This window comes from Streptomyces sp. NPDC005408 (genome assembly GCF_040606445.1).
Classification (GTDB): Bacteria; Actinomycetota; Actinomycetes; order Streptomycetales; family Streptomycetaceae; genus Streptomyces.
Genome location: NZ_JBEXEX010000059.1, coordinates 1 through 19,300, shown reverse-complemented (window position 1 = coordinate 19,300; position 19,300 = coordinate 1). Strand labels below are relative to the sequence as shown.

Here is a 19,300-nt window from a genome sequence, read left to right as displayed (position 1 = left end):
TCAGCGAGTGCCGACCGCCGCACGCACGGCCCGCCGGGCCAGTGCGCAGTCGTCGTGCAGCCGCCGCAGCAGCAGCCGCTGCTCCTCACCGGCCGACAGTCCGCCGGACGGAGCCTGACCGCCGCCCGCGGGCGGCGCCTCCCGCATCGTCCGCTGCACGGCCGTCTCGTAGGTACGGATCTCCCGGGTCAGCACCAGCATCAGATTGACCAGGAACGCGTCCCGCGCGGCCGGTCCCGCCTGCTGCGCCAGCTGACTGATGTGACGGCGTGCCGCCGGTGCGTCTCCCAGCACCGACCACAGCGTCGCCAGGTCGTAGCCGGGGAGATACCAGCCGGTGTGCTCCCAGTCGACCAGCACCGGGCCCGTGGGCGACAGCAGGATGTTGGAGAGCAGAGCGTCGCCGTGACAGAACTGGCCCATGCCCTGCCGCCCGCCCGCATGCGCCAGACCGTGCAGGAGCTTCTGCAGGTCCCCGAGGTCGCGGTCGGTGAACAGTCCCAGCTCGTGGTAGCGCGAGATGCGCGACGCGTAGTCGAGCGGGGCGTCGAACATCCCGGCCGGCGGGCGCCAGGAGTTGAGTCGCGCGATCGCGCCGAGGGCGGCCCGGACATCGGCACGGGGCGGAGCCTCGGCCGGGTGCCGTGCAAGGGCCGCCGCCCGGCCCGGCATCCGCTCGATCACCAGTGTGCAGTTGTCGGGGTCCGCGGCGATGAGCCGCGGAACCCGCACTGGTGGGCGGTGCCGGACGAAGGCGCGATATGCAGCTATTTCGTGGCGGAGATGCTCGGCCCAGACGGGCGAGTGATCCAGTAAGCACTTGGCGACCGCCGTCGTGCGTCCTGTGGTGCCGACGATCAGTACGGAACGTCCGCTGCGGCGCAGCACCTGCACCGGATTGAACTCCGGGCAGATCCGGTGCACCGACGCGACAGCCATGCGCAGCTGCGCGCCCTGAGGGCCGGACAAGTCGATTCTCCCGCTGAGGGGTTGGCCGACCGTCCCCGCCGGCCGACGAACACGACCGGCGTGAGTGGGGTCGAGATACGGCCCGGTGCCGGCCGGGACAGCGGTCCGCTGCGGCCGGTGCGGGGCGGACACGGAGGACGATGCTGTGTACATGGGGTGACAGATCCCTTCGTGTGCCGACAAGTTGCGTACGCGGCCCCGCCCCGGCAGCCGGGCAGCACCCTGGGGAATGCCTCCGGCTGCCGGGCCGAGGTGGCGCGTTCCTACGTCACACCCCGTCACGGGTGGCACACCATCTGGCGCACCCTGGCGAACCCTGGCGAATAGTCGCCAGCCCTATGACAGGGGGTTACTGTCAACTCAGCCGAGAACCTGGGGGCTTGACGTGACCGGAGAACCCAACACCCGCCTCTGCGACCTGTTCGGCCTGGCCGGCTGGTCCAAGGGGGAACTCGCGAGACTCGTGAACCGGCAGGCGGCGGCCATGGGCCACCCCCAGCTGGCGACCGACACCTCGCGGGTGCGGCGTTGGATCGACATGGGGGAGACCCCGCGCGATCCCGTACCACGAGTGCTGGCAGCTCTGTTCACCGAGCGACTCGGTCGTGTCGTGACCATCGAGGACCTCGGGTTCGTACGAATCGGGCGCGCGGGTAGACGGCGGGACGTCCAGGGAACGGACAAAAACCCTGACGGCCTTCCGTGGGCGCCTGAACGCACGGCAGCGGTCCTCACCGAATTCACGGGAATGGACCTCATGCTCAACCGACGCGGCTTGGTGGGTGCGGGCGCCGCGCTCGCCGCAGGCTCAGCACTCAGCAGCGCCATGCACGACTGGCTGCACACCGACCCCGCACTCGTCAAGGACGCCCCCCGTATCGACCATCCCCTGCACGCCGACCCCGCTGGGTTCGACCGCTATGAGGCCGCCCCCATCGGGTCGCAGGAGATCGAGGCACTGGAGCGTTCCGTCGAAGTGTTCCGCGCCTGGGACGCCGCCCGCGGCGGCGGGCTCCAGCGCAAGGCCGTTGTGGGGCAGCTCAACGAAGTGGGCGGCATGCTCGCCTACCGCCACCCCGACCATCTCCAGCGGCGCCTTTGGGGCGTCGCCGCCAACCTCGCCGTACTCGCGGGCTGGATGTCCCACGACGTCGGCCTCGAACCCACCGCCCAGAAGTACTTCGTCATCGCCGCCCACGCGGCACGCGAGGGCGGCGACCGCCCGCGCGCCGGCGAAGCGCTCTCCAGGGCTGCCCGGCAGATGGTCCATCTGGGCCGTCCCGACGATGCCCTGGACCTGATGAAGCTCGCCAAGGCCGGCTCGGGTGAACAGACCCTGCCGCGCACCCAGGCGATGCTGCACACCATCGAGGCCTGGGCACAGGCGTCCATGGGCCGCGGTCAGGCCATGCGGCGCACCCTCGGCGAGGCCGAGGACCTGTTCGTCTCCGACAAGGGTGATGTGCCACCGCCGAGCTGGATGCAGATGTTCGACGAGGCGGATCTGCACGGCATGCAGGCACTGGCGTACCGCACCCTCGCCGAACACGACCCGGCCGCGGCAGCCACCGCGCAGAACCACGCCAAACAGGCGCTGGAGCTGCGCGAAGGCGGCCGTCAGCGCTCGAAGATCTTCGACTACATCTCACTGGCCTCGGCGTGCTTCATCGCCGACGACCCCGAACAGGCCGACCGCTACGCCAGGCTGGCACTCGTCTCGATGGGGGAGACCTCCTCGCACCGGACGTGGGACAGGCTGCGGGAGATGTACCGGCTCACAGGACACTACTCGGGCTATCCGAAGATCCAGGATCTGCGCGAGGAGATCCAGCTGGCCCTGCCCAACAGCCCCTCGAAGAGGTCGAGGAGCGCGGAAATCTAACCAGTAGCAGGTGGCAGGCGCCACTGCGGGTTCTGCGAGGCGGGCTTCTCGGCGGGCTTCTACGAGCCGATCCTCGCGACCATCACGCAGGCGTCGTCCTCGCGGCCGACCTCGCCGAACTCCTCGACGACCGTCCGTACGCACTCCTGTGCATCGCGGGCGCCGGCGAAGCGCGGAGCCAGCGCGAGCAGCCGGCCGGTGTCGCCCTCCTCGGCGGCGTTCCTGCGCGTCAGGCCGTCGGTGTGCAGGACGAGCAGGTCGTCGGGGAGCAGCTGCACCTCGGCCTGCTCGTAATCGGCTCCGGACGTCGCACCGAGCAGCACCCCGTCGGGCGGCGTCAGGGCGCGCCCCGTCCCGTTGCGGAACAGCAGCGGGGCGGGGTGCCCCGCCTGCGCCCAGGACAGGGTCCGGCTCGCCGGGTCGTAGCGGCAGCACACCGCACTGCCCAGGGCGGGCTGTACCGAGGAATCCAGCAACTGATTGAGATGTGCCATCAGCGGCCCCGGCCTGATCCCCGCCACGGCCATTCCGCGCAGGGCGCCGAGCAGCATCGCCATCGCCGAAGTCGCGGTCACCCCATGGCCGGTGAGGTCACCGACGCTCAACAGCGATTCACCGCTGGGCAGTTGGAGCGCGTCGTACCAGTCGCCGCCGATCAGCGCGCTGTTGGCGGACGGCAGATAGTGAGCCGAGACATCCAGTGCCGTGGGCCCGTCGCCGTCCAGCGGGAACTGCAGCGAGCCCCGCCAGGGCGGCAGTACCGCCTCCTGGAGCTCGACCGCGAGCCGGTGCTCCGTCTGTGCGAAGTGCTGCCGACGCTGGAGCGAATCACGGGTCTCACGTACCGTGCGCTGGCTGCGGCGCAGCTCGCTGACGTCCCGCACCACCGCCCACATCGAGGCGGTGGACCCGCCGGAGTCGAGTACGGGCTCGCCCATCATGTGGACGGTGCGGACCCGGCCGTCGGCGCGGACCATGCGGAACTCGCCGTCGATGGGGCGGCCGTCCACCAGACAGTCCGTCACCAGTGCGGTGAGCAGCGCCTGGTCCTCCGCGAACACAATGGAGGGCAGTTCGTCCAGGGACATGGGGCCGCTCTGCGGGGAGCGTCCGAGGATCTGGAAGAGCTCCTCGGACCAGCTCACCTCGTCGGTGAGGAGATTCCACTCGGCGCTGCCGACCCGGCTCAGGAGCGATCCGGTCTGCTGCGCGTGGTCCGCCTCGTGCTCGGCGAGCTCGTCGTCGAAGGCGTCGAGCGGCTCCTGCGGCAGGCCTTCCTTGAGCTGTCCCAGGTGGGCGCCGAGATCGTCGAGATGGTGAACGGCCAGGTCACACAGTGCGCGCTGCCAACGACCCTGCGGGTCGTCCTCGTCGGTCACGGCGTCCCGGCGGACGGCGTCCACGTCGCCACGCAGCCGGCGCGTCCGAGTGATCAGCGCGTCGACGGTGCCGCGCTCGGGCGGCTGCGGGGCGGGACGGTCCGCGAACACATGGGACGGCATGTCGTACTCCGATACAGGCGCGGCCACGGCCAAGTCTTAACAAGGGACCGGTTACGACTGTTGCACAGGGAGCGATGGCCCGTAAGGGATTTGGCAACACTCGATCCGGTGGTGCCCTTGTCATATGTCAATGGCCGCCCGGGGTCGGGTCGACGGCGGCGCTGACGGCGATGAGTTCCGGGCACGCCACCGGTCATAACAGGCGGCGAGAGCTTACGGCAAATCCGCCGCAGGCCCCAGGAGTTGGAGGTCCGCCATGTGTTCGCATCTGCCCCCTTGCCCGTCCGCCGAGAGCGTCGACCATGGCGCCGCTCGCATCGTCGTTTCGCACCCCGAGCAGGGCTGGAGCCGGCTGTGCAACGGTGCGATCCGCTTCGAGGACCTGGGTGAGCTGCTGCCCGACGGACGAGTGCTGTCCCCCCGGCTTCCGTACTGACAGAGCCGATTCGTGTACGCCTTCGAGGCGACACCGCCCGCCCGCCCCCCGTTTCTGCTTGACGGACACCGGTGGGCCGGACAAGGTTCGCGCCATGTATGACGAGGCGGAGCAGTCGGTGGATGCCGCAGTCGAGGGGGAATTGCACCTGCTCGATCCGGTGGTGCGTGCCTCGCCGGACGAGGTGCTCGAGCTGCTGGATCCGGAGTTCTTCGAATTCGGGTCGTCGGGCAGGCGCTGGGACCGTACGACGATTCTGAGTACGACCACACCTGTCCCCGGCGAGCCGGTGAACGCCGTCGCCGTCAGCGACCTGCACGGGAAGCTGCTGGCTCCCGGGCTCGTTCAGGTGACGTACGTGTCCGACGAGAGCGGCCGGCGGGCACGCCGCAGCTCGCTGTGGCGCAGGACGCCCGAAGGCTGGCGGCTCTACTTCCACCAGGGGACGCCGATCCCCTCGGAGTAGGCCCTGTGCGGCCGATCCTGCTGGGTGCTGGGTGCTGGGTGCTGGGTGCTGGGTGCCGGGTGCCGGAGCGCGGGCCGGGGCCATTGTCAGTGGTGGGCGGCAGTATGAGAGCCATGACGACTTCAACTGCCGCTCATGCCGCTGCCGCGTCTCTCGCCGACTCCGCTGCCTACGCCGAGGCGGTCGAGACCGCGACGAAGGCCGCCGCCGCGTATTACGCGACGGGCGAGAGCACCCTCGACGACGATGCGTACGACCGCCTGGTGCGCGGCATCGCCGCGTATGAGCAGGAGCATCCCGACGAGACGGTGGCCGAGTCGCCGACCGGGAAGGTCGCCGGAGGAGCAGTTGTCGGAGATGTGCCGCACACGGTGCCGATGCTGTCTCTGGACAATGTCTTCTCCGCCGAGCAGCTGCAGTCGTGGGCCGCCTCGCTGGAGCGCCGGATCGGCCGGCCGGTCGGGCAGTGGAGCGTCGAGCCGAAGCTGGACGGCCTGGCGATAGCCGCTCGCTACGAGCAGGGGCGGCTGGCCCGGCTCATCACCCGGGGTGACGGCAGCGCGGGCGAGGACGTCTCCCATGCGATCGGCACCGTCATCGGCCTGCCGGACCGGCTGGCCGAGCCGGTCACGCTGGAGGTGCGCGGCGAAGTGCTCATGACCAACGAGCAGTTCGAGCAGGCGAACACGGTGCGCACCGAGCACGGCGGTGCCCCCTTCGCCAATCCGCGCAACGGCGCTGCGGGCACGCTCCGCGCCAAGGACCGTGAGTACCGCGTGGAGATGACGTTCTTCGGCTACGGCGCGCTGGCGCTGCCCGACTCCGACCCGGCTCTGGCAGAGCAGCTGGGGGACTGGCCGCACAGCAGGCTCATGACGTACGTCGCGGGACTCGGCGTGCACACCGCCGGGACCACCGCCGTCGCGCCTCGCATCCTGACCACCGTCGAGGAGATCCAGGCACGCATCGGTGAGATAGGGGCGCTGCGCGCGGAGTTGCCGTTCGGTATCGACGGCATTGTCATCAAGGCGGACCTCGCCGCCGACCAATCGGCGGCCGGATCCGGCTCGCGGGCTCCGCGCTGGGCGATCGCGTACAAGCTGCCCGCAGTGGAGAAGGTCACCACCCTGCTCGGTGTGGAGTGGAATGTCGGCCGCACCGGCATCATCGCGCCGCGTGCCGTCCTGGAGCCGGTGGAGATCGACGGATCGACCGTCACCTATGCCACGCTCCACAACCCTGCCGACATCACACGCCGCGACCTGCGCATCGGCGACCGTGTGATGGTCTACAAGGCGGGCGACATCATCCCCCGTATCGAGGCGCCGGTCGCCCATCTGCGTACGGGGGAGGAGCAGCCGATCGGATTCCCCGAGGCGTGCCCGCAGTGCGGCTCCGAGATTGACACCTCCGAGCAGCGCTGGCGGTGTGTGCGAGGACGCGACTGCCGTCTCGTCGCCTCCGTGTCGTACGCCGCCGGGCGCGACCAGCTCGACATCGAGGGCCTGGGCAGCATGCGGGTCGTTCAGCTCGTCGAGGCGGGCCTGGTCAGCGACTTCGCCGATCTCTTCACGCTCACCAGGGACCAGCTGCTCGCCCTGGAGAGGATGGGCGAGACCAGCACCGACAACCTGCTGGCGGCCATCGAGGCGGCGAAGGCGAAGCCGCTGTCCCGGGTCTTCTGCGCCCTCGGTGTACGCGGCACCGGCCGCTCGATGTCACGTCGCATCGCACGCCACTTCGCGACGATGGAGCACATACGCGCAGCCGATGCCGAGGCCCTGCAGCGGGTCGACGGCATCGGCGTGGAGAAGGCCACCACGGTCGTGGCCGAACTCGCCGAACTGGGACCGCTCATCGACCGCCTCACCGCGGCGGGCGTCACGATGACCGAGCCCGGCGCGACCCCGCCGGTCGAGACGGAGGAGGACGGGGACGAGGCGGCCGCCGGGGACGCGGGCCCGCTGGACGGGATGACCGTGGTGGTCACGGGCGCGATGACGGGAGCACTGGAGAAGCTCTCCCGGAACCAGATGAACGAACTCGTCGAGCGGGCCGGCGGCAAGTCCTCCTCCAGCGTCTCCAAGCGCACGTCGCTGCTCGTCGCCGGGGAGAACGCGGGATCCAAGCGGGAGAAGGCCGAGCAGCTGGGCACCCGGATCGTGGGCCCGGACGAGTTCGCCGAGCTGGTCGCCGACTTCCTCGACGAGATCGGCTGACCGCTGCTCGTACGGTTCACTCACTCGTACGGTTCACTCAGCCTCGGCGCGCCATCGCGTCGCGGCTGAGAAAGGCCAGCCGGGCGCGCTTCTCGGGCTTGTCGATCTCGGGGCCGAGCACGAAACCGGCGCGGACCATGCGCTCGATGGCCTTCGTGTTGCGGGCGTCCGGTTCGACGATGATCCGGAGGTGCGCCGGGTCTGCCAGCACATAGGTGATGAACACACCGAGCAGCTTGCCGGTGAAGCCACGCTCCGCGCCGCCCTTCGCGGGGCCGATCAGGAGATGGACGCCGAAGTCGCCGGGCTGAACGTCGTAGCACTCGCCGACCGGGTCGGCCTCCGGTTCGTACGCCTGGAAGAGCGCGACCGGCGCGCCGTCCCGCTCGGCGAGAAAGGCATGGTGGGTGGTGAGCGAGTCCAGATACTCGTATATCTCCAGGACCTGTTCGCGGCTGTGGCCGGTCATCCCCCAGAAGCGGGCGCGTTCCTCGGTGACCCAGCCGTGGATCAGATCGGCATCGGCGGCGGGATCCACCGGGACGATGCGTACGGTCCCGAAGCCGTCGACCACCTGCTCGAACACCGCCTCGCGCGTGCGGGCCGGAGACTGCGCGGTGGATTCAGGCGTCATGGCTCTCCTCGGTGAGTCGGTTCCAGTCGGTGACGACGGGGGCGAGTTCGCCACGCAGCCACAGCGGCAGTTGGTCGCGGTGATGGGCGTCGCCAGGCACCCCGGATGCGCCGAAGGGGACCACCCAGAGGCTGTCGTCGCGCCGTGCCAGGTCCCACACATAGCGCGCCGCAGGTCCCCGCATGCTGTGGTCGGTGAGGCCCGGCACGCTGGACGTGGACAGCACGCAGTCGTGGTCGCCGGACAGGCCGGGCCACTCCTCGGGCTCTGCGCCGGGCTCCGAGCCTGGCAGCGCCTGCCATGGTGCGAGCCGGTGGCGTTCACCCCAGGGCGTGGGGGTACGGACCGTCGCGGCCACCTCCTCCAGTGCCGCCCGTACAACCTCCGCGCGGTCCAGGGCGGGCAGGGCCGCGGTCGTCAGCAGCCCCTCCAGCGCGAAGGCGACCCGGGGCACGAGCGCCAGCCACGGCCGGAACAGCTGCGGATACGGCGCGGCTTCGACCCGCGCGGCCAGTTCTTCCAGCGCCGGATGCTCCGCGATCCGCCGCACCACCGCGGACCGCACGTCGGCGTACGCCGACGCGTCCGTGCTGTCCGCGTCCATCCTGCGGTCCCAGCCCAGCAGTTGGTCCCGTAGCACCGAGGCATCCGCGCTCAGTCCGTCGAAGGTGGCGATCAGCTCCAACAGGCGTTTGGCGGAGGCGAGGTGAGTGTCCATATGGACCGTGGCGATGCTCTTGGCGGACCAGCTCTCCGACTCGTCGAGCAGGGTTCGTATGCGCTCGGCCCGGTGCGGGGGCGCGAACTCGACTCCGAGCGGGGCGGCCAGACCTCGCTGGTTCGCCATCACCGCGATGCCGTCCACCGCCTCGCGGGGCAGCGGTTCGTGCCGGCCGCGCCATGCGTACGCCGCCTCCCAGGCGGGCACGACACGCAGCCGGTTGTCCCGGTGCCGCAGGGGCACCTCGCCCGCGACACGGTGCAGCAGTCCACCCTCGGTGTCCGCCGCCTGTACGACATTGACGGGCTCCGACCACCGGTCGAAGGCCCGGTCCACATCGGCGACCGTGCGCGCCCGCAGCAGTGCGGGCAGCGCGCCGAAGCCCAGGTCCCCGCCCACCCGGGAGGGAAGGCGCAGGGTGATCGCCAGTTCCTCGTCGGGGCCGCCGATGACGACGGGCCCGCGCTCGGTCTCGATCACCTCGATCCCGACCGGGTCACTGCCCGCGACGTCGATGGTCTCCCGGTGCACGGAGGCAGGACGCCAGCCGTCCGGGCCGAGCGCCTCCACATCCGCGCCGCGTCTTCGGAGCTGCTCCCGGTAGAGGTCCTGGTAGTCGGCCATGGCATTGGTGATTGCCCAGGCCACGCTCCCGGTGTGCCCGAAATGCGCGATTCCGGGGATGCCGGGCACAGCGAGACCCACCACATCGAACTCCGGGCAGGCCAGATGGATCTGCTGATAGATCCCCGGGTCTTCGATGAACCGGTGCGGGTCGCCCGCGATGAGCGGCGCCCCAGTTACCGTGCGCTCGCCGGTGACGAGCCAGCCGTTGCTGCCCGACGTGCCGTTCCCGTCAGTGGCGAACAGGTCAATCGCCTCGTCGCCCAGCGTGCGGGCGACCTCCTCGCGCCACAGCTTCGTGGGGAAGCCCGCGAAGAGAATGTGTGCGGCGAGCCAGATCCCCAGCGGCGTCCATGGCTGCCAGCGACCGGAGGTCAGTCCTGTGGCCGCGAACTGCGGAGCCCGGCGGGCCCCCTCGTCGAGACCGGCGTTGACCCCGTCGACGTACCGCGTGATCCACGAGGCGGTGTCGCCGTCGAGGCTGCCGAAGCAGCGCCGGGCGGTGTCGTCCAGCCGGGACCGGCGGGCGAAGCGGTCCCAGCCGACGGCCTCGTGGCCCAGGAAGGCGGCCGTGGATCCCTGTGACCTGTGCCGCTCGACCTCGATCTGCCAGGCCCGGTCCAGCGCGGCGTTGCGCCCCTGGGCGAAGGCGAGTTCGTTCGCGCTGTCCGCCCGCAGATGCGGGATTCCCCAGGCGTCCCGGTAGATCGTTGTGCTCACTCTGTTCCCCGACTTTTTAGGTTAGGCTGTCCTAACTTAGATGACGGTTGTCCGGGAAACAATCCCGGGCCCAGGGGAGGAGACCGCGGTGGGGCATGGCTGGGAGGGCGTCGTCCTCAAAATGATGCGCGGCAAGGACTTCGAGTTCACCGTGACCGGAGCCGAGGATGTCACCGACCACTTCCGGCGCGTGCACTTCACCGACGGCGGCATGCTCGCGCTGACGGGCGTACACCCCACCATGTGGGTCCGTATCTGGTTCGACAACGGCGGCAAGCCGCATCAGCGTGCCTACACCCTGGCGGACGCGAACCCCGCCGTCGGGACGTTCAGCCTGGAGTTCGCGCTCCACGAAGGCTGCGCCAGCGACTGGGCGCGCACGGCTCGGCCCGGCGACACGATCGAGGCCACCCTCCAGGGCACCGGCTTCACTGCCCCCGACCCGCTGCCGCCCCGGCTCTTCGCCATCTGCGACCCGGCCTCGCTCCCGGCGATCAACTCCCTGCTCGATGCGCTGCCGCAGGTTCCGGCGACGATCTGGTTCGAGACGACGCACGACTCGGACAAGGACCTGCCGTTGCGCCTCGACCCCGCTCACCACGACATACGCCTGATCCCGCGGCGCGACGCGGGCGCCCACCTCGTCGACGAGGTGAAGGCCGCGCTGCCCGGTCTGCTCGACGACGCGGCCGGCGCCTACGTCTGGATCGCCTGCGACACCACGACGACCCGGGCGCTGACCACCTACCTGCGCAAGGAACTGGGCCTGGCCAAGGACCGCGTCAACGCCCTGGGTTACTGGCGCGCGACCTGAGCCCGCATTGCCCGGCTGAGTACTGTACGCGGACGAACTCACCGGCCCCGGCTCGCAACCTCACCTTCCAGGCGCTGTACCCGATCCACCCCTGACGCCCCGTCGTCCCGCCCTCCCCCTAGCGCCCGACCGGCAGAGTGACGCTGCTGACCCCGGCCCGCACCGTCATACGCGTCCCCGCCGGATAGCGCAGCGTGTAGTCGTAGTCCGTCGAGATCAGCACAACTCCCAGCCGGTGCCCCTTCCTGAAGACATAGTCCTGAGGCTGCATGCCCCAAGCGAGCCGGTACTCCCTGCCCTCCACGACCTTGTCCTGACGCGCGATCGGATGGCGGTTGCGGGCGTCGAGCCAGCCCCGCGACACAATCTTGAAGTCCGCCGTCTCGGTGCGGTGCACCGTGCGGTACGTACAGCCGGTGTCCTCGGGGATGCCCTCCCCGTAGCAGATCAGTTTCGAGGTGTCCGCCACCGTGCCCGCCGTCGCGCGCGTGTCCGTCCCGTAGTCGACCAGCAGAGCCGTCACATACGGCGACGTCCCGTCCAGGGAGGCCAGCACCGACACCTCGGGTACACCGTTGACCCGTACATCCCTGGCCAGCGGACCGGTCGTGTACGCAAGGCGGTTCGGGTTCGGCGTCCCGGGGTCGGTCACCAGCTGTTCGGCCCCGAGTGTGCGTCCGGCGTCCGACAGGGACTGCTTCACCGGCAGACCGGGCACCGGCGAAAGGCCGCCCGCGTTCAGCCGCAGCGTGACATCACGCGTGCCGCGCGCAGGCCAGTCCGACTGCTGACGCCAGCTGAAGTCGGACTGCTCGACATCGACGCGTGGTGCGTCCAGGGCGCCGTTGTCCAGGTCGTACAGCCAGTAGTCGAACCACTGATGAAGTTGGCTCAGCCACTCCTCCATGCGCAGCGGCATGGGATTGGTGTGGCCCGCCTGGTGCAGCCACATCTTGCGCGGCACGTCGTACTTCTTCAGTGCTTCCCACAACTGACCGGCGTGCTTGGTCTTCACGTTCCAGTCGTTGAGGCCGTGCACGACGAAGACCCCGGCCTTGATCTTCCCCACGTCCTGGAGATAGTCCCGCTCACGCCAGAACCGGCTCCAGTCACCGGTCACCCGGTCCTGTTCCGCCGTCAGCCGGTCCAGCACCGGCTTGCAGATCTCCCGGTCGGCGCGGCTGTACACGAACTTGGCGAGCACGTCGGTGTCCTCGCCCTGAAACGTGCCGGGTGCCACGACCCCGCCGTTCGCCCGGTAGTAGTCGTACCAGGAGGAGATCCCGGAGATGGGCACGATCGCCTTGAGGCCCTCAACTCCCGTCGTGGCCACGGCAGTCGGCAGCGTTCCGTTGTACGAGATCCCGATCATCGCCGCGTTGCCCGTCGACCAGGCCGCACCCACCGGCTTCCCCGTCGGGTCCCAGCCCTTCGCGCGGCCGTTCAGCCAGTCGACGGCCGCTTTGGCACCCAGCGTCTCATTGCGCCCGCCGGAGGTCGGACAGCCCGTCGAGCCGCCCGTACCGAGGCTGTCGACCTGCGCGACCGCATAGCCGCGCGGCAGGAAGTAGTTGTCGTAGTACCCGCCCCAGGGGACCGAGGGCCCGGTCAGCCCCGGCCGGTCCTTGTGCAACAGCCGTGCCCCGGCGGCGGGCAGCCCGTCCTCGTCGAGATCGACGCCGTGGTTGGGTACGTCATTGCCACCCGCCCAGTACGGACTCGCCTCGATGATCGTGGCGACCTTCAGCCCGGAGTCGGTCTCCTTCGGCCGCAGGATCCGCATCCGTACGGTGTCGCGCCGCCCGTCGCCGTCGCTGTCCGTCTCCGTCTCGATGTCCACCTGCTCGGACACGGCATCCGCGCGGGAGAAGACGGGCTGGGTCTCATTGCCGGAGATCTTCAGCGCCGGGTCGCCCGCCGCCTGCGCTGCCGGGGCGGGCAGCGCCGCCATCAGCGAGGCGGCGAGGGCGGCGAGGGCGGCGACGCCCAGCCTCCGTGCCGTACGTAATGCAGCGAGTCTCGCCATCGTGCCTCCAGAGCCCGGGAAGTGACGGTCACGCGGGAGCGCGCGCACATTGCATCGCGTACGCGCCGCCCCGCGCCAGAGCGCAACTCCCGCCACGTACGCCACACGTGGAGCCGGGCTGCAACGGTGCCGCCAGGGCCGCCGGAGCTAGGAGGGGTTGTGCAGCCTCACTTCCGGGTTCTGCGGCGAAGGACCGTCGAGCAGCGGTTGTGCGATGCCCCGCAGATGCAGGTCGTAGAAGGCCCCCACATAGCCGAGGGTGATCTCGCCCGCGCGCCGTCCGGGCAGCGGCTCCTCCGGATCGCTCAGCCCCAACTGCGCTCCGAGCACCGGCAGATCGGTGAACGAGAAATGACCGGAACCGGAGACGGTCACCCAGCGCTTCCAGCCGTCGAGATTGCGCCAGGCGCGGTCCCAGGTGGGGTCGCTGCTTCCGCCGGGGCTGTGACCCGCCTCCGTGCCGAGCAGCATGAAGGGCCGTCCACCCATGCCCGCCGCGGTGGGCGCAGTGGCGAAGCCGCCGTCCATGTTCACCCCGGCGCGAATCCGCGGATCGAGGGCCATGGTCGAGGCGGTGCTCGCGCCCCCGATGGAGTGACCGCCCATCCCGATCCGCTTCGGGTCGATCATGCGCGCGTACCGCCAGGCCGGATGGCGCTCCGTCAGCTTGTCCAGTACGAAGGAGAGATCCTTCGCCCGTCCGTCGGCGATCTTCTCGTGCCCGCCGTCGCCCTGGGCGAGATCACAGGCCGTGCAGGGCAGGGTCCGGCCTCCGGGGAACGCCACCCCCACCGCTTCGTAGGCGTGGTCGACCGTCGCCACGACATAGCCGCGGCTGGTCAGTTCCTCGGCGAGCGCGCTGATCGTCGAACGCGGCGCGGTGAAGCCGGGGGAGAGGACCACCAGCGGGAAGCGGCCGTGCGCGGGCCGCGCGCCGGTGGCCGAGTGGGTGCGGGTGCCGCTGAGGACCTCGGCGGGGACCAGCTTGTCCAGGTCCTGGTACTCCAGCAGCAGCCGGGCCGACTTGGTGCTCATGTACGGGGCGGGCGTGCCGGTCCGGGGCCGCGCCGGGTAGTACATCGACACCATCAGCTCACGGGCGCCCGCCTCGGGTACCCAGTGGTCACGACGGTAGGTGTCGAGGAGGTGCAGGGTTTCGCGTCCGACCGCGTACGGCCCGGACGGACGCGGCAGCGTGAGCTGTATCCCCTTGGCGTCGGTAGACGCGGGTGCGGGTGCGGCGGCTCCCTGCTGCGGAGCGGCTAACGCCGTACCGGCGCCGGCGAGCGAGAGCACAAGCGCGGCGGCGATGGCGGCGTGACGGACTCGGGTCATCCCGGGGATCCCCTTCTCCTGTTGGCCGCGCGTCGGGCGACGGCCTCATGAAGGGAGCCTAGGAATCGCTCGAGGGCACGGCGTCACTCCACAGGGCCAACTCCCGCTACCGCTCACGGAGGACAAGCACCCAGACTTGCCCCCCTCCAGAGGGGGTCACCTGCGGGCGGCGGGGACCAGTCCGGGGGCGACCTTGAAGGAGATCCCCTCCATCAGCGGCCTGCTCTTGGTGTTGTGGAAGGCGGCGATGCGCCACTGCCCGTCCGCCTCGCGGACCAGCGTGTACGTCTGTGCCTTGGCGAGCTTCCTCGGCCGCTTGCCCTTGTACGTGTCACCGCGGCCGGTGACGACGGCGGTGCCGGGCCCGTAGAAGCGGATGCCGACGATCTCGTCGGCGAGCTGAGTGCCCTTGAGGAAGGTGGAGAAGAGGATGCGATGGCTTTCGACGATGTCGGCGCGGCCCTGGTAGTGGGTGCCGAGGAACGTGGTGTAGGTCGCGTCGGCGGTGAACAGCTCGCCGTACGCGTCGGCGTCGTGCTGACGCCAGGCCTCGACGAGCGCGGAGATGACGGCGGTGATCGCGTGCTCGTCGGCGGTGGTGTCCATCGGATCCTCCAGGTGTTCGCGTTGGCGTGATGCTTGCATGCCTGCAATATATGCATGCATGCACTCATTGGGCAAGGGGAAGCCCGGCCGGGTTGCCGCGGGGGTAATACTCTCTCCATGACTTCGCGCATAACAGGGACGGGCGGCGGGGCCCGGGGACAGGCCCTGCGGATCAGACGAGCCACCGCCCGCGACGCGAAGCGGCTGACCAGGCTCGTACGCAACTCCCGCGCCTACGAGGGCCCGTACGCCCCGCTGATCGCCGGATACCGGGTGGGGCCCGACTACATCGAGACCCACGAGGTCTTCGTGGCCCTCGGCGAGGACGACAGGCTGCTCGGCTTCTATGCCCTGATCCTCGCTCCGGCGGAGCTGGACCTGATGTTCGTCGCCGACGCCGCCCAGGGGCTCGGCATCGGCCGCCTGCTCATCGCGCACATGATCGGCGAGGCGCGCGAGGCAGGGATCACCGCCGTACGCATCGTCTCGCACCCGCCCGCCGAGGGCTTCTACCTCAGCGTGGGCGCGCAGCGCATCGGCACCGTGCCCGCGAATCCCCCCGCCGTGATGTGGGACCGCCCTGAACTGATCATTCCGGTCGCCTAGCGCGAGCGTCCCACCAGCTGGGACGCATCGTGGACAGCTCCCTCACCCCACGCCCTCGGTGCCTTACGATCTCCGACGGGCAGTCGCGTCATGGCGGCCACCCACCACGCACACCCATGGAGGTCAACCGTGTTCTGGACGGCCAGCGGACCCCGTAGTCACCGCACCAGCATCCGTGCCCGCGCCACCGTCGGAGCCGTGGCGGCGGGAATGTTCCTCGCCGTGGGCTGTTCGTCCGGTGGCGACGGAGCCGGCACGGCGGCGGGCGGTGTCCCCGTGGTGGCCAAGGGCAAGCTGACGACCTGCACCCACCTGCCGTACCCGCCGTTCCAGTTCGAACAGAACGGCAAGGTCGTCGGCTTCGACGTCGCCCTGATCGATCTTGTGGCCAAGAACCTCAAGGTCGAGCAGAAGATCCTGGACACACCGTTCGAGAACTTCAAGACCGGAGCCTTCCTCAACTCCGGCGAGTGCGACCTGGCCGCCGCGGGCATGACCATCACCGCCGAGCGCAAGAAGAACGTGGACTTCTCCGTCCCGTACTTCGACGCCACCCAGGCGCTGCTCGCGACCAAGAAGAGCGGCGTGAAGTCGCTCGCGGACATCAAGGCCAAGAACAAGAAGCTCGGTGCCCAGGCGGAGACCACCGGCGAGAGCTACGCCACGGGCCAGGGCTTCAACCCGGTCGCGTTCGAAAGCTCGGACGCGGTGCTCAACGGGCTGCGCACCGGCCAGGTCGACGCCGTCGTCATCGACTACCCGGTCGTCCAGGGCTGGCTCAAGGACAAGACGAACGCCGCCGAATTCGTCCTCGGCGACAACATCAACACCGGCGAGCAGTACGGCATCTCGGTGAAGAAGGGCAACAAGAAGCTCCTCGACGCCATCAACAAGGCGATCACGGACGCCCGCGCCGACGGCACGTACAAGAAGCTGTACGAGCAGTGGATCGGCCCGCTGCCGCAGGGCACGTCGTGACCTCTCGGCTGACCAGGCGCCAGCGGCGCCGTGTATCGCAGGGCATTCAGTACGCCGTGTTCGTCGCGGCGATAGTCGCGATCGGCTTCCTGGCCGACTGGGACCGGCTGCAGAACCAGTTCGCGCAGAAGGATCTGGCCAGCGAGCTCTTCCCGGACATCATCACCACCGCGTTGAAGAACACGGTGATCTATACGCTCTCCGGGTTCGGTCTCGGCCTGGTGCTCGGTCTGATCATCGCCCTGATGCGGCTGTCGTCCGTGGCCCCCTACCGGTGGGTCGCCACCGTCTACATCGAGCTCTTCCGCGGTCTGCCCGCGCTGCTGATCTTCATCTTCGTGGGCGTGGCGGTGCCGCTGGCGTTCCCCGGGACGCAGATTCCCGGCGGTACCTACGGCAAGGTCGCGCTCGGTCTCGGACTGGTCGCCGCCGCCTATATGGCAGAAACGATCCGGGCTGGCATCCAGGCGGTACCCAAGGGGCAGATGGAAGCGGCACGCTCGCTCGGGTTCTCGCACGCCCGGGCCATGGTGTCGGTGATCATTCCGCAGGCGTTCCGCATCGTCATCCCGCCGCTGACCAACGAGCTGGTCCTGCTGTTCAAGGACTCCTCGCTGGTGCTGTTCCTCGGCGTCACACTGGAGGAGCGGGAGCTGACCAAGTTCGGCAGGGACCTGGCCAGCCAGACCGCCAACTCCACCCCGATCCTGGTCGCCGGGCTCTGCTACCTCCTCGTGACCGTGCCGCTGAGCTTCGTGGTGCGCCGCCTGGAGACCCGCGCCGAGAAGGCCAGGTGAGGACGAGATGTCACAGAAGACGGAGACGGTGGACAGCATGGGCGAAGGCCGCGCGGAGATCGAGATCCGGGGCCTGCACAAGTCGTTCGGGGACAACGAGGTCCTTCGCGGCATCGATCTGGAGATCGCCCGGGGCGAGGTGGTGTGTGTCATCGGCCCATCGGGCTCGGGCAAGTCGACACTGCTGCGCTGTGTGAACCTGCTGGAGGAGCCCTCATCGGGCCAGGTCTTCGTCGGCGGCACGGAAGTCACCGACCTCGACGTGGACATCGATGCGGTACGCCGCCGTATCGGCATGGTCTTCCAGCAGTTCAACCTGTTCCCGCACGTGAACGTGACCGAGAACCTCACGCTGCCGCAGCGGCGCGTGCTGGGCCGGGACAAGGCGCAGGCCGCGGCCGTGGCCAGGGAGAACCTGGAGCGGGTGGGGCTCTCCGAGAAGGCCGATGCCTTTCCGGCGCAGCTGTCCGGCGGACAGCAGCAGCGCGTGGCGATCGCGCGGGCCCTGTCGATGGGGCCCGAGGTGATGCTCTTCGACGAGCCGACCTCCGCGCTCGACCCCGAACTGGTCGGCGATGTGCTCTCGGTGATGCGGCTCCTGGCCGCGGAGGGCATGACGATGATGGTCGTCACGCACGAGATGAGCTTCGCCCGGGAGGTCGCCGACCGGGTGGTGTTCATGGACGGCGGCGTGATCGTCGAACAGGGGCCCGCCGAGCAGGTCGTGGGCGATCCGCAGCACGAGCGGACCAGGAACTTCCTGATGCGCATCCTGGACCCGGCCGCCGCGGAGGCGCCGGTGCAGGACGCCGGGCCCGAAGGCAAGTCCGTCGACGGCCCGTCCGAAGGTTGACCGCCGAGAGTCTGCACGTCCTTCGGCCTGAGGCGACTTAAGTCGCTCACCGATGGACTCAGGGCTGATGAACCGCCCCGTGGCCGAACCTGGAGCTGCAACCGCCAGCACTGGGATCGTCGGTCAAGGGGACACGGTGTATGAGCCACGGGGAATCGGTCCACGCCGACCCGGCGTCGCCCTATCACTGGGAGCCCAAGCGGTCGTTCCACGCGGTGGCCAGGCACAACCGGGCGGCGGCCCGATCGCACCCGCACTAGCGTGACCGTATGGAAAAGCACGAAACGGCGGGTCCGCCGCCTCTTCCCGGTGACGGGGACTTTCCCGCGCGCCGTGCGCCGGACTGCGGCGGACTCGCCGAGCTGGATGCTCTCGTGAGCCAGTGCCGTGCGTGTCCGAGGCTGGTGGCCTGGCGGGAGGAGGTCGCCGCCACGAAGCGCCGGGCATTCAAGGACTGGGAGTACTGGGGCAGGCCCGTCCCGGGCTTCGGGCCGCCGGACGCGGCCCTGGCGGTGGTCGGACTCGCGCCCGCGGCGCACGGCGGCAACCGTACCGGCCGGATATTCACCGGGGACGCCTCCGGCGACATCCTCATGCAGGCGCTCCATGCCGTCGGCCTCGCTTCCCAGCCGACCTCCACCCATCGCGGCGACGGCCTGGAACTGCACGGAGTGCGGCTCGCGGCACCCGTCCACTGCGCTCCGCCGCAGAACAAGCCAACTCCGCTTGAGCGGGACACCTGCCGGCCGTGGCTGGCGAGAGAACTGGAGCTGCTGAGCCCTTCCCTGCGCGCCCTCGTCGTCCTGGGAGCCTTCGGCTGGCAGGCGGTGCTGCCGGTGCTGGGCCAAGCGGGGTGGCAACTGCCGCGGCCCCGCCCGGTGTTCGGGCACGGCACCCATGTGACGCTGCCCGGCGGCGGCACCGTACGAGAGCTGCACATGTTCGGCTGCTACCACCCGAGCCAGCAGAACACCTTCACGGGGCGGCTGACCCTGCCCATGCTCGTCGACGTCTTCCGGCAGGCCGCCGAATTCGCCGGTCTGGATCAGTAGGGGACAGGGCCGGGGGGGGGGGGGGGGGCGCGGGGCCCGCGGCGGCCGCGCCCGAGTGAA

17 protein-coding genes are annotated in these 19,300 nt (G+C 69.8%); 10 read left to right on the top strand and 7 right to left on the bottom strand.

The genetic code is table 11. The features are described 5' to 3' along the window. Complete coding sequence (locus ABZS64_RS33715; protein WP_355837923.1) at nucleotides 1-1,122, bottom strand: aminoglycoside phosphotransferase family protein; 1,122 nt, start codon at nucleotides 1,120-1,122, stop codon at nucleotides 1-3. Nucleotides 1,123-1,354: 232 nt separating this feature from the next. On the opposite strand from ABZS64_RS33715, the gene ABZS64_RS33710 reads away from it, so the two are divergent. Beyond that, nucleotides 1,355-2,851, top strand: a complete 1,497-nt coding sequence (locus ABZS64_RS33710; protein ID WP_355837921.1) for a hypothetical protein — start codon at nucleotides 1,355-1,357, stop codon at nucleotides 2,849-2,851. Nucleotides 2,852-2,910: 59 nt separating this feature from the next. Here ABZS64_RS33710 and ABZS64_RS33705 read toward each other — a convergent pair whose 3' ends face one another. Further along, a complete protein-coding gene (locus ABZS64_RS33705) occupies nucleotides 2,911-4,353 on the bottom strand; it encodes a SpoIIE family protein phosphatase (protein ID WP_355837957.1) in 1,443 nt (480 codons plus the stop codon). Nucleotides 4,354-4,609: 256 nt separating this feature from the next. Here ABZS64_RS33705 and ABZS64_RS33700 point away from each other — a divergent pair, with 256 nt between their 5' ends. The 3 genes from ABZS64_RS33700 to ligA all read left to right on the top strand — a co-directional run bounded on the left by ABZS64_RS33700 (nucleotide 4,610) and on the right by ligA (nucleotide 7,474). After that, complete coding sequence (locus ABZS64_RS33700) at nucleotides 4,610-4,789, top strand: DUF5999 family protein (protein WP_355837919.1); 180 nt, start codon at nucleotides 4,610-4,612, stop codon at nucleotides 4,787-4,789. Nucleotides 4,790-4,883: 94 nt separating this feature from the next. Then, complete coding sequence (locus tag ABZS64_RS33695) at nucleotides 4,884-5,255, top strand: DUF4440 domain-containing protein (protein ID WP_355837917.1); 372 nt, start codon at nucleotides 4,884-4,886, stop codon at nucleotides 5,253-5,255. Between the two features lie 113 nt (nucleotides 5,256-5,368). Continuing rightward, nucleotides 5,369-7,474, top strand: coding sequence for an NAD-dependent DNA ligase LigA (gene ligA / locus ABZS64_RS33690; protein WP_355837915.1), 2,106 nt, complete (start codon nucleotides 5,369-5,371; stop codon nucleotides 7,472-7,474). A gap of 37 nt (nucleotides 7,475-7,511) precedes the next feature. Here the strand turns inward: ligA and ABZS64_RS33685 are convergent, their stop codons facing one another. After that, nucleotides 7,512-8,108 (bottom strand): GNAT family N-acetyltransferase, encoded by a 597-nt coding sequence (locus tag ABZS64_RS33685; protein ID WP_355837913.1) that lies wholly within the window; start codon nucleotides 8,106-8,108, stop codon nucleotides 7,512-7,514. Next, nucleotides 8,098-10,173, bottom strand: a complete 2,076-nt coding sequence (locus ABZS64_RS33680; protein ID WP_355837911.1) for a penicillin acylase family protein — start codon at nucleotides 10,171-10,173, stop codon at nucleotides 8,098-8,100. The genes ABZS64_RS33685 and ABZS64_RS33680 overlap by 11 nt, the downstream gene beginning before the upstream one ends. 88 nt (nucleotides 10,174-10,261) lie before the next feature. Here ABZS64_RS33680 and ABZS64_RS33675 point away from each other — a divergent pair, with 88 nt between their 5' ends. After that, nucleotides 10,262-10,987 carry a siderophore-interacting protein gene (locus ABZS64_RS33675; protein ID WP_355837909.1) on the top strand — a complete coding sequence of 242 codons (726 nt, stop codon included), beginning with the start codon at nucleotides 10,262-10,264 and terminating at the stop codon, nucleotides 10,985-10,987. A 118-nt stretch (nucleotides 10,988-11,105) separates the two neighbouring features. Here ABZS64_RS33675 and ABZS64_RS33670 read toward each other — a convergent pair whose 3' ends face one another. From ABZS64_RS33670 to ABZS64_RS33660, 3 genes are all read right to left on the bottom strand, one after another. Further along, nucleotides 11,106-13,013: a Xaa-Pro dipeptidyl-peptidase gene (locus ABZS64_RS33670; protein WP_355837907.1), complete on the bottom strand. Its 1,908-nt coding sequence runs from the start codon at nucleotides 13,011-13,013 to the stop codon at nucleotides 11,106-11,108. Nucleotides 13,014-13,160: 147 nt separating this feature from the next. Beyond that, nucleotides 13,161-14,348, bottom strand: coding sequence for an alpha/beta hydrolase (locus ABZS64_RS33665; protein ID WP_355837905.1), 1,188 nt, complete (start codon nucleotides 14,346-14,348; stop codon nucleotides 13,161-13,163). Nucleotides 14,349-14,504: 156 nt separating this feature from the next. Next, nucleotides 14,505-14,993 (bottom strand): SgcJ/EcaC family oxidoreductase, encoded by a 489-nt coding sequence (locus ABZS64_RS33660; protein ID WP_355837903.1) that lies wholly within the window; start codon nucleotides 14,991-14,993, stop codon nucleotides 14,505-14,507. Nucleotides 14,994-15,071: 78 nt separating this feature from the next. On the opposite strand from ABZS64_RS33660, the gene ABZS64_RS33655 reads away from it, so the two are divergent. The 5 genes from ABZS64_RS33655 to ABZS64_RS33635 all read left to right on the top strand — a co-directional run bounded on the left by ABZS64_RS33655 (nucleotide 15,072) and on the right by ABZS64_RS33635 (nucleotide 19,240). Beyond that, complete coding sequence (locus ABZS64_RS33655; protein ID WP_355837901.1) at nucleotides 15,072-15,560, top strand: GNAT family N-acetyltransferase; 489 nt, start codon at nucleotides 15,072-15,074, stop codon at nucleotides 15,558-15,560. A gap of 210 nt (nucleotides 15,561-15,770) precedes the next feature. Then, the gene (locus ABZS64_RS33650) at nucleotides 15,771-16,538 is read left to right on the top strand and encodes an ABC transporter substrate-binding protein (protein ID WP_355837955.1); all 768 of its coding nucleotides are present in this window, start codon (nucleotides 15,771-15,773) and stop codon (nucleotides 16,536-16,538) included. After that, on the top strand, nucleotides 16,505-17,335 hold the full coding sequence (locus tag ABZS64_RS33645; protein ID WP_355837899.1) for an amino acid ABC transporter permease: 831 nt from the start codon (nucleotides 16,505-16,507) through the stop codon (nucleotides 17,333-17,335). Before ABZS64_RS33650 ends, ABZS64_RS33645 begins: the two co-directional genes overlap by 34 nt. A 7-nt stretch (nucleotides 17,336-17,342) precedes the next feature. Beyond that, a complete protein-coding gene (locus ABZS64_RS33640) occupies nucleotides 17,343-18,188 on the top strand; it encodes an amino acid ABC transporter ATP-binding protein (RefSeq protein ID WP_355837897.1) in 846 nt (281 codons plus the stop codon). A gap of 269 nt (nucleotides 18,189-18,457) precedes the next feature. Continuing rightward, nucleotides 18,458-19,240: a uracil-DNA glycosylase gene (locus ABZS64_RS33635; protein ID WP_355837895.1), complete on the top strand. Its 783-nt coding sequence runs from the start codon at nucleotides 18,458-18,460 to the stop codon at nucleotides 19,238-19,240. Nucleotides 19,241-19,300 lie beyond the last annotated feature (60 nt).

Coding starts and splice junctions, on each gene's coding strand:
- ABZS64_RS33715 (WP_355837923.1), bottom strand. CDS start 1,122: ATGTACACAGCATCGTCCTCCGTGTCCGCCCCGCACCGGCCGCAGCGG.
- ABZS64_RS33705 (WP_355837957.1), bottom strand. CDS start 4,353: ATGCCGTCCCATGTGTTCGCGGACCGTCCCGCCCCGCAGCCGCCCGAG.
- ABZS64_RS33700 (WP_355837919.1), top strand. CDS start 4,610: ATGTGTTCGCATCTGCCCCCTTGCCCGTCCGCCGAGAGCGTCGACCAT.
- ABZS64_RS33695 (WP_355837917.1), top strand. CDS start 4,884: ATGTATGACGAGGCGGAGCAGTCGGTGGATGCCGCAGTCGAGGGGGAA.
- ligA (WP_355837915.1), top strand. CDS start 5,369: ATGACGACTTCAACTGCCGCTCATGCCGCTGCCGCGTCTCTCGCCGAC.
- ABZS64_RS33685 (WP_355837913.1), bottom strand. CDS start 8,108: ATGACGCCTGAATCCACCGCGCAGTCTCCGGCCCGCACGCGCGAGGCG.
- ABZS64_RS33670 (WP_355837907.1), bottom strand. CDS start 13,013: ATGGCGAGACTCGCTGCATTACGTACGGCACGGAGGCTGGGCGTCGCC.
- ABZS64_RS33665 (WP_355837905.1), bottom strand. CDS start 14,348: ATGACCCGAGTCCGTCACGCCGCCATCGCCGCCGCGCTTGTGCTCTCG.
- ABZS64_RS33660 (WP_355837903.1), bottom strand. CDS start 14,993: ATGCAAGCATCACGCCAACGCGAACACCTGGAGGATCCGATGGACACC.
- ABZS64_RS33655 (WP_355837901.1), top strand. CDS start 15,072: ATGACTTCGCGCATAACAGGGACGGGCGGCGGGGCCCGGGGACAGGCC.
- ABZS64_RS33650 (WP_355837955.1), top strand. CDS start 15,771: ATGTTCCTCGCCGTGGGCTGTTCGTCCGGTGGCGACGGAGCCGGCACG.
- ABZS64_RS33640 (WP_355837897.1), top strand. CDS start 17,343: ATGTCACAGAAGACGGAGACGGTGGACAGCATGGGCGAAGGCCGCGCG.
- ABZS64_RS33635 (WP_355837895.1), top strand. CDS start 18,458: ATGGAAAAGCACGAAACGGCGGGTCCGCCGCCTCTTCCCGGTGACGGG.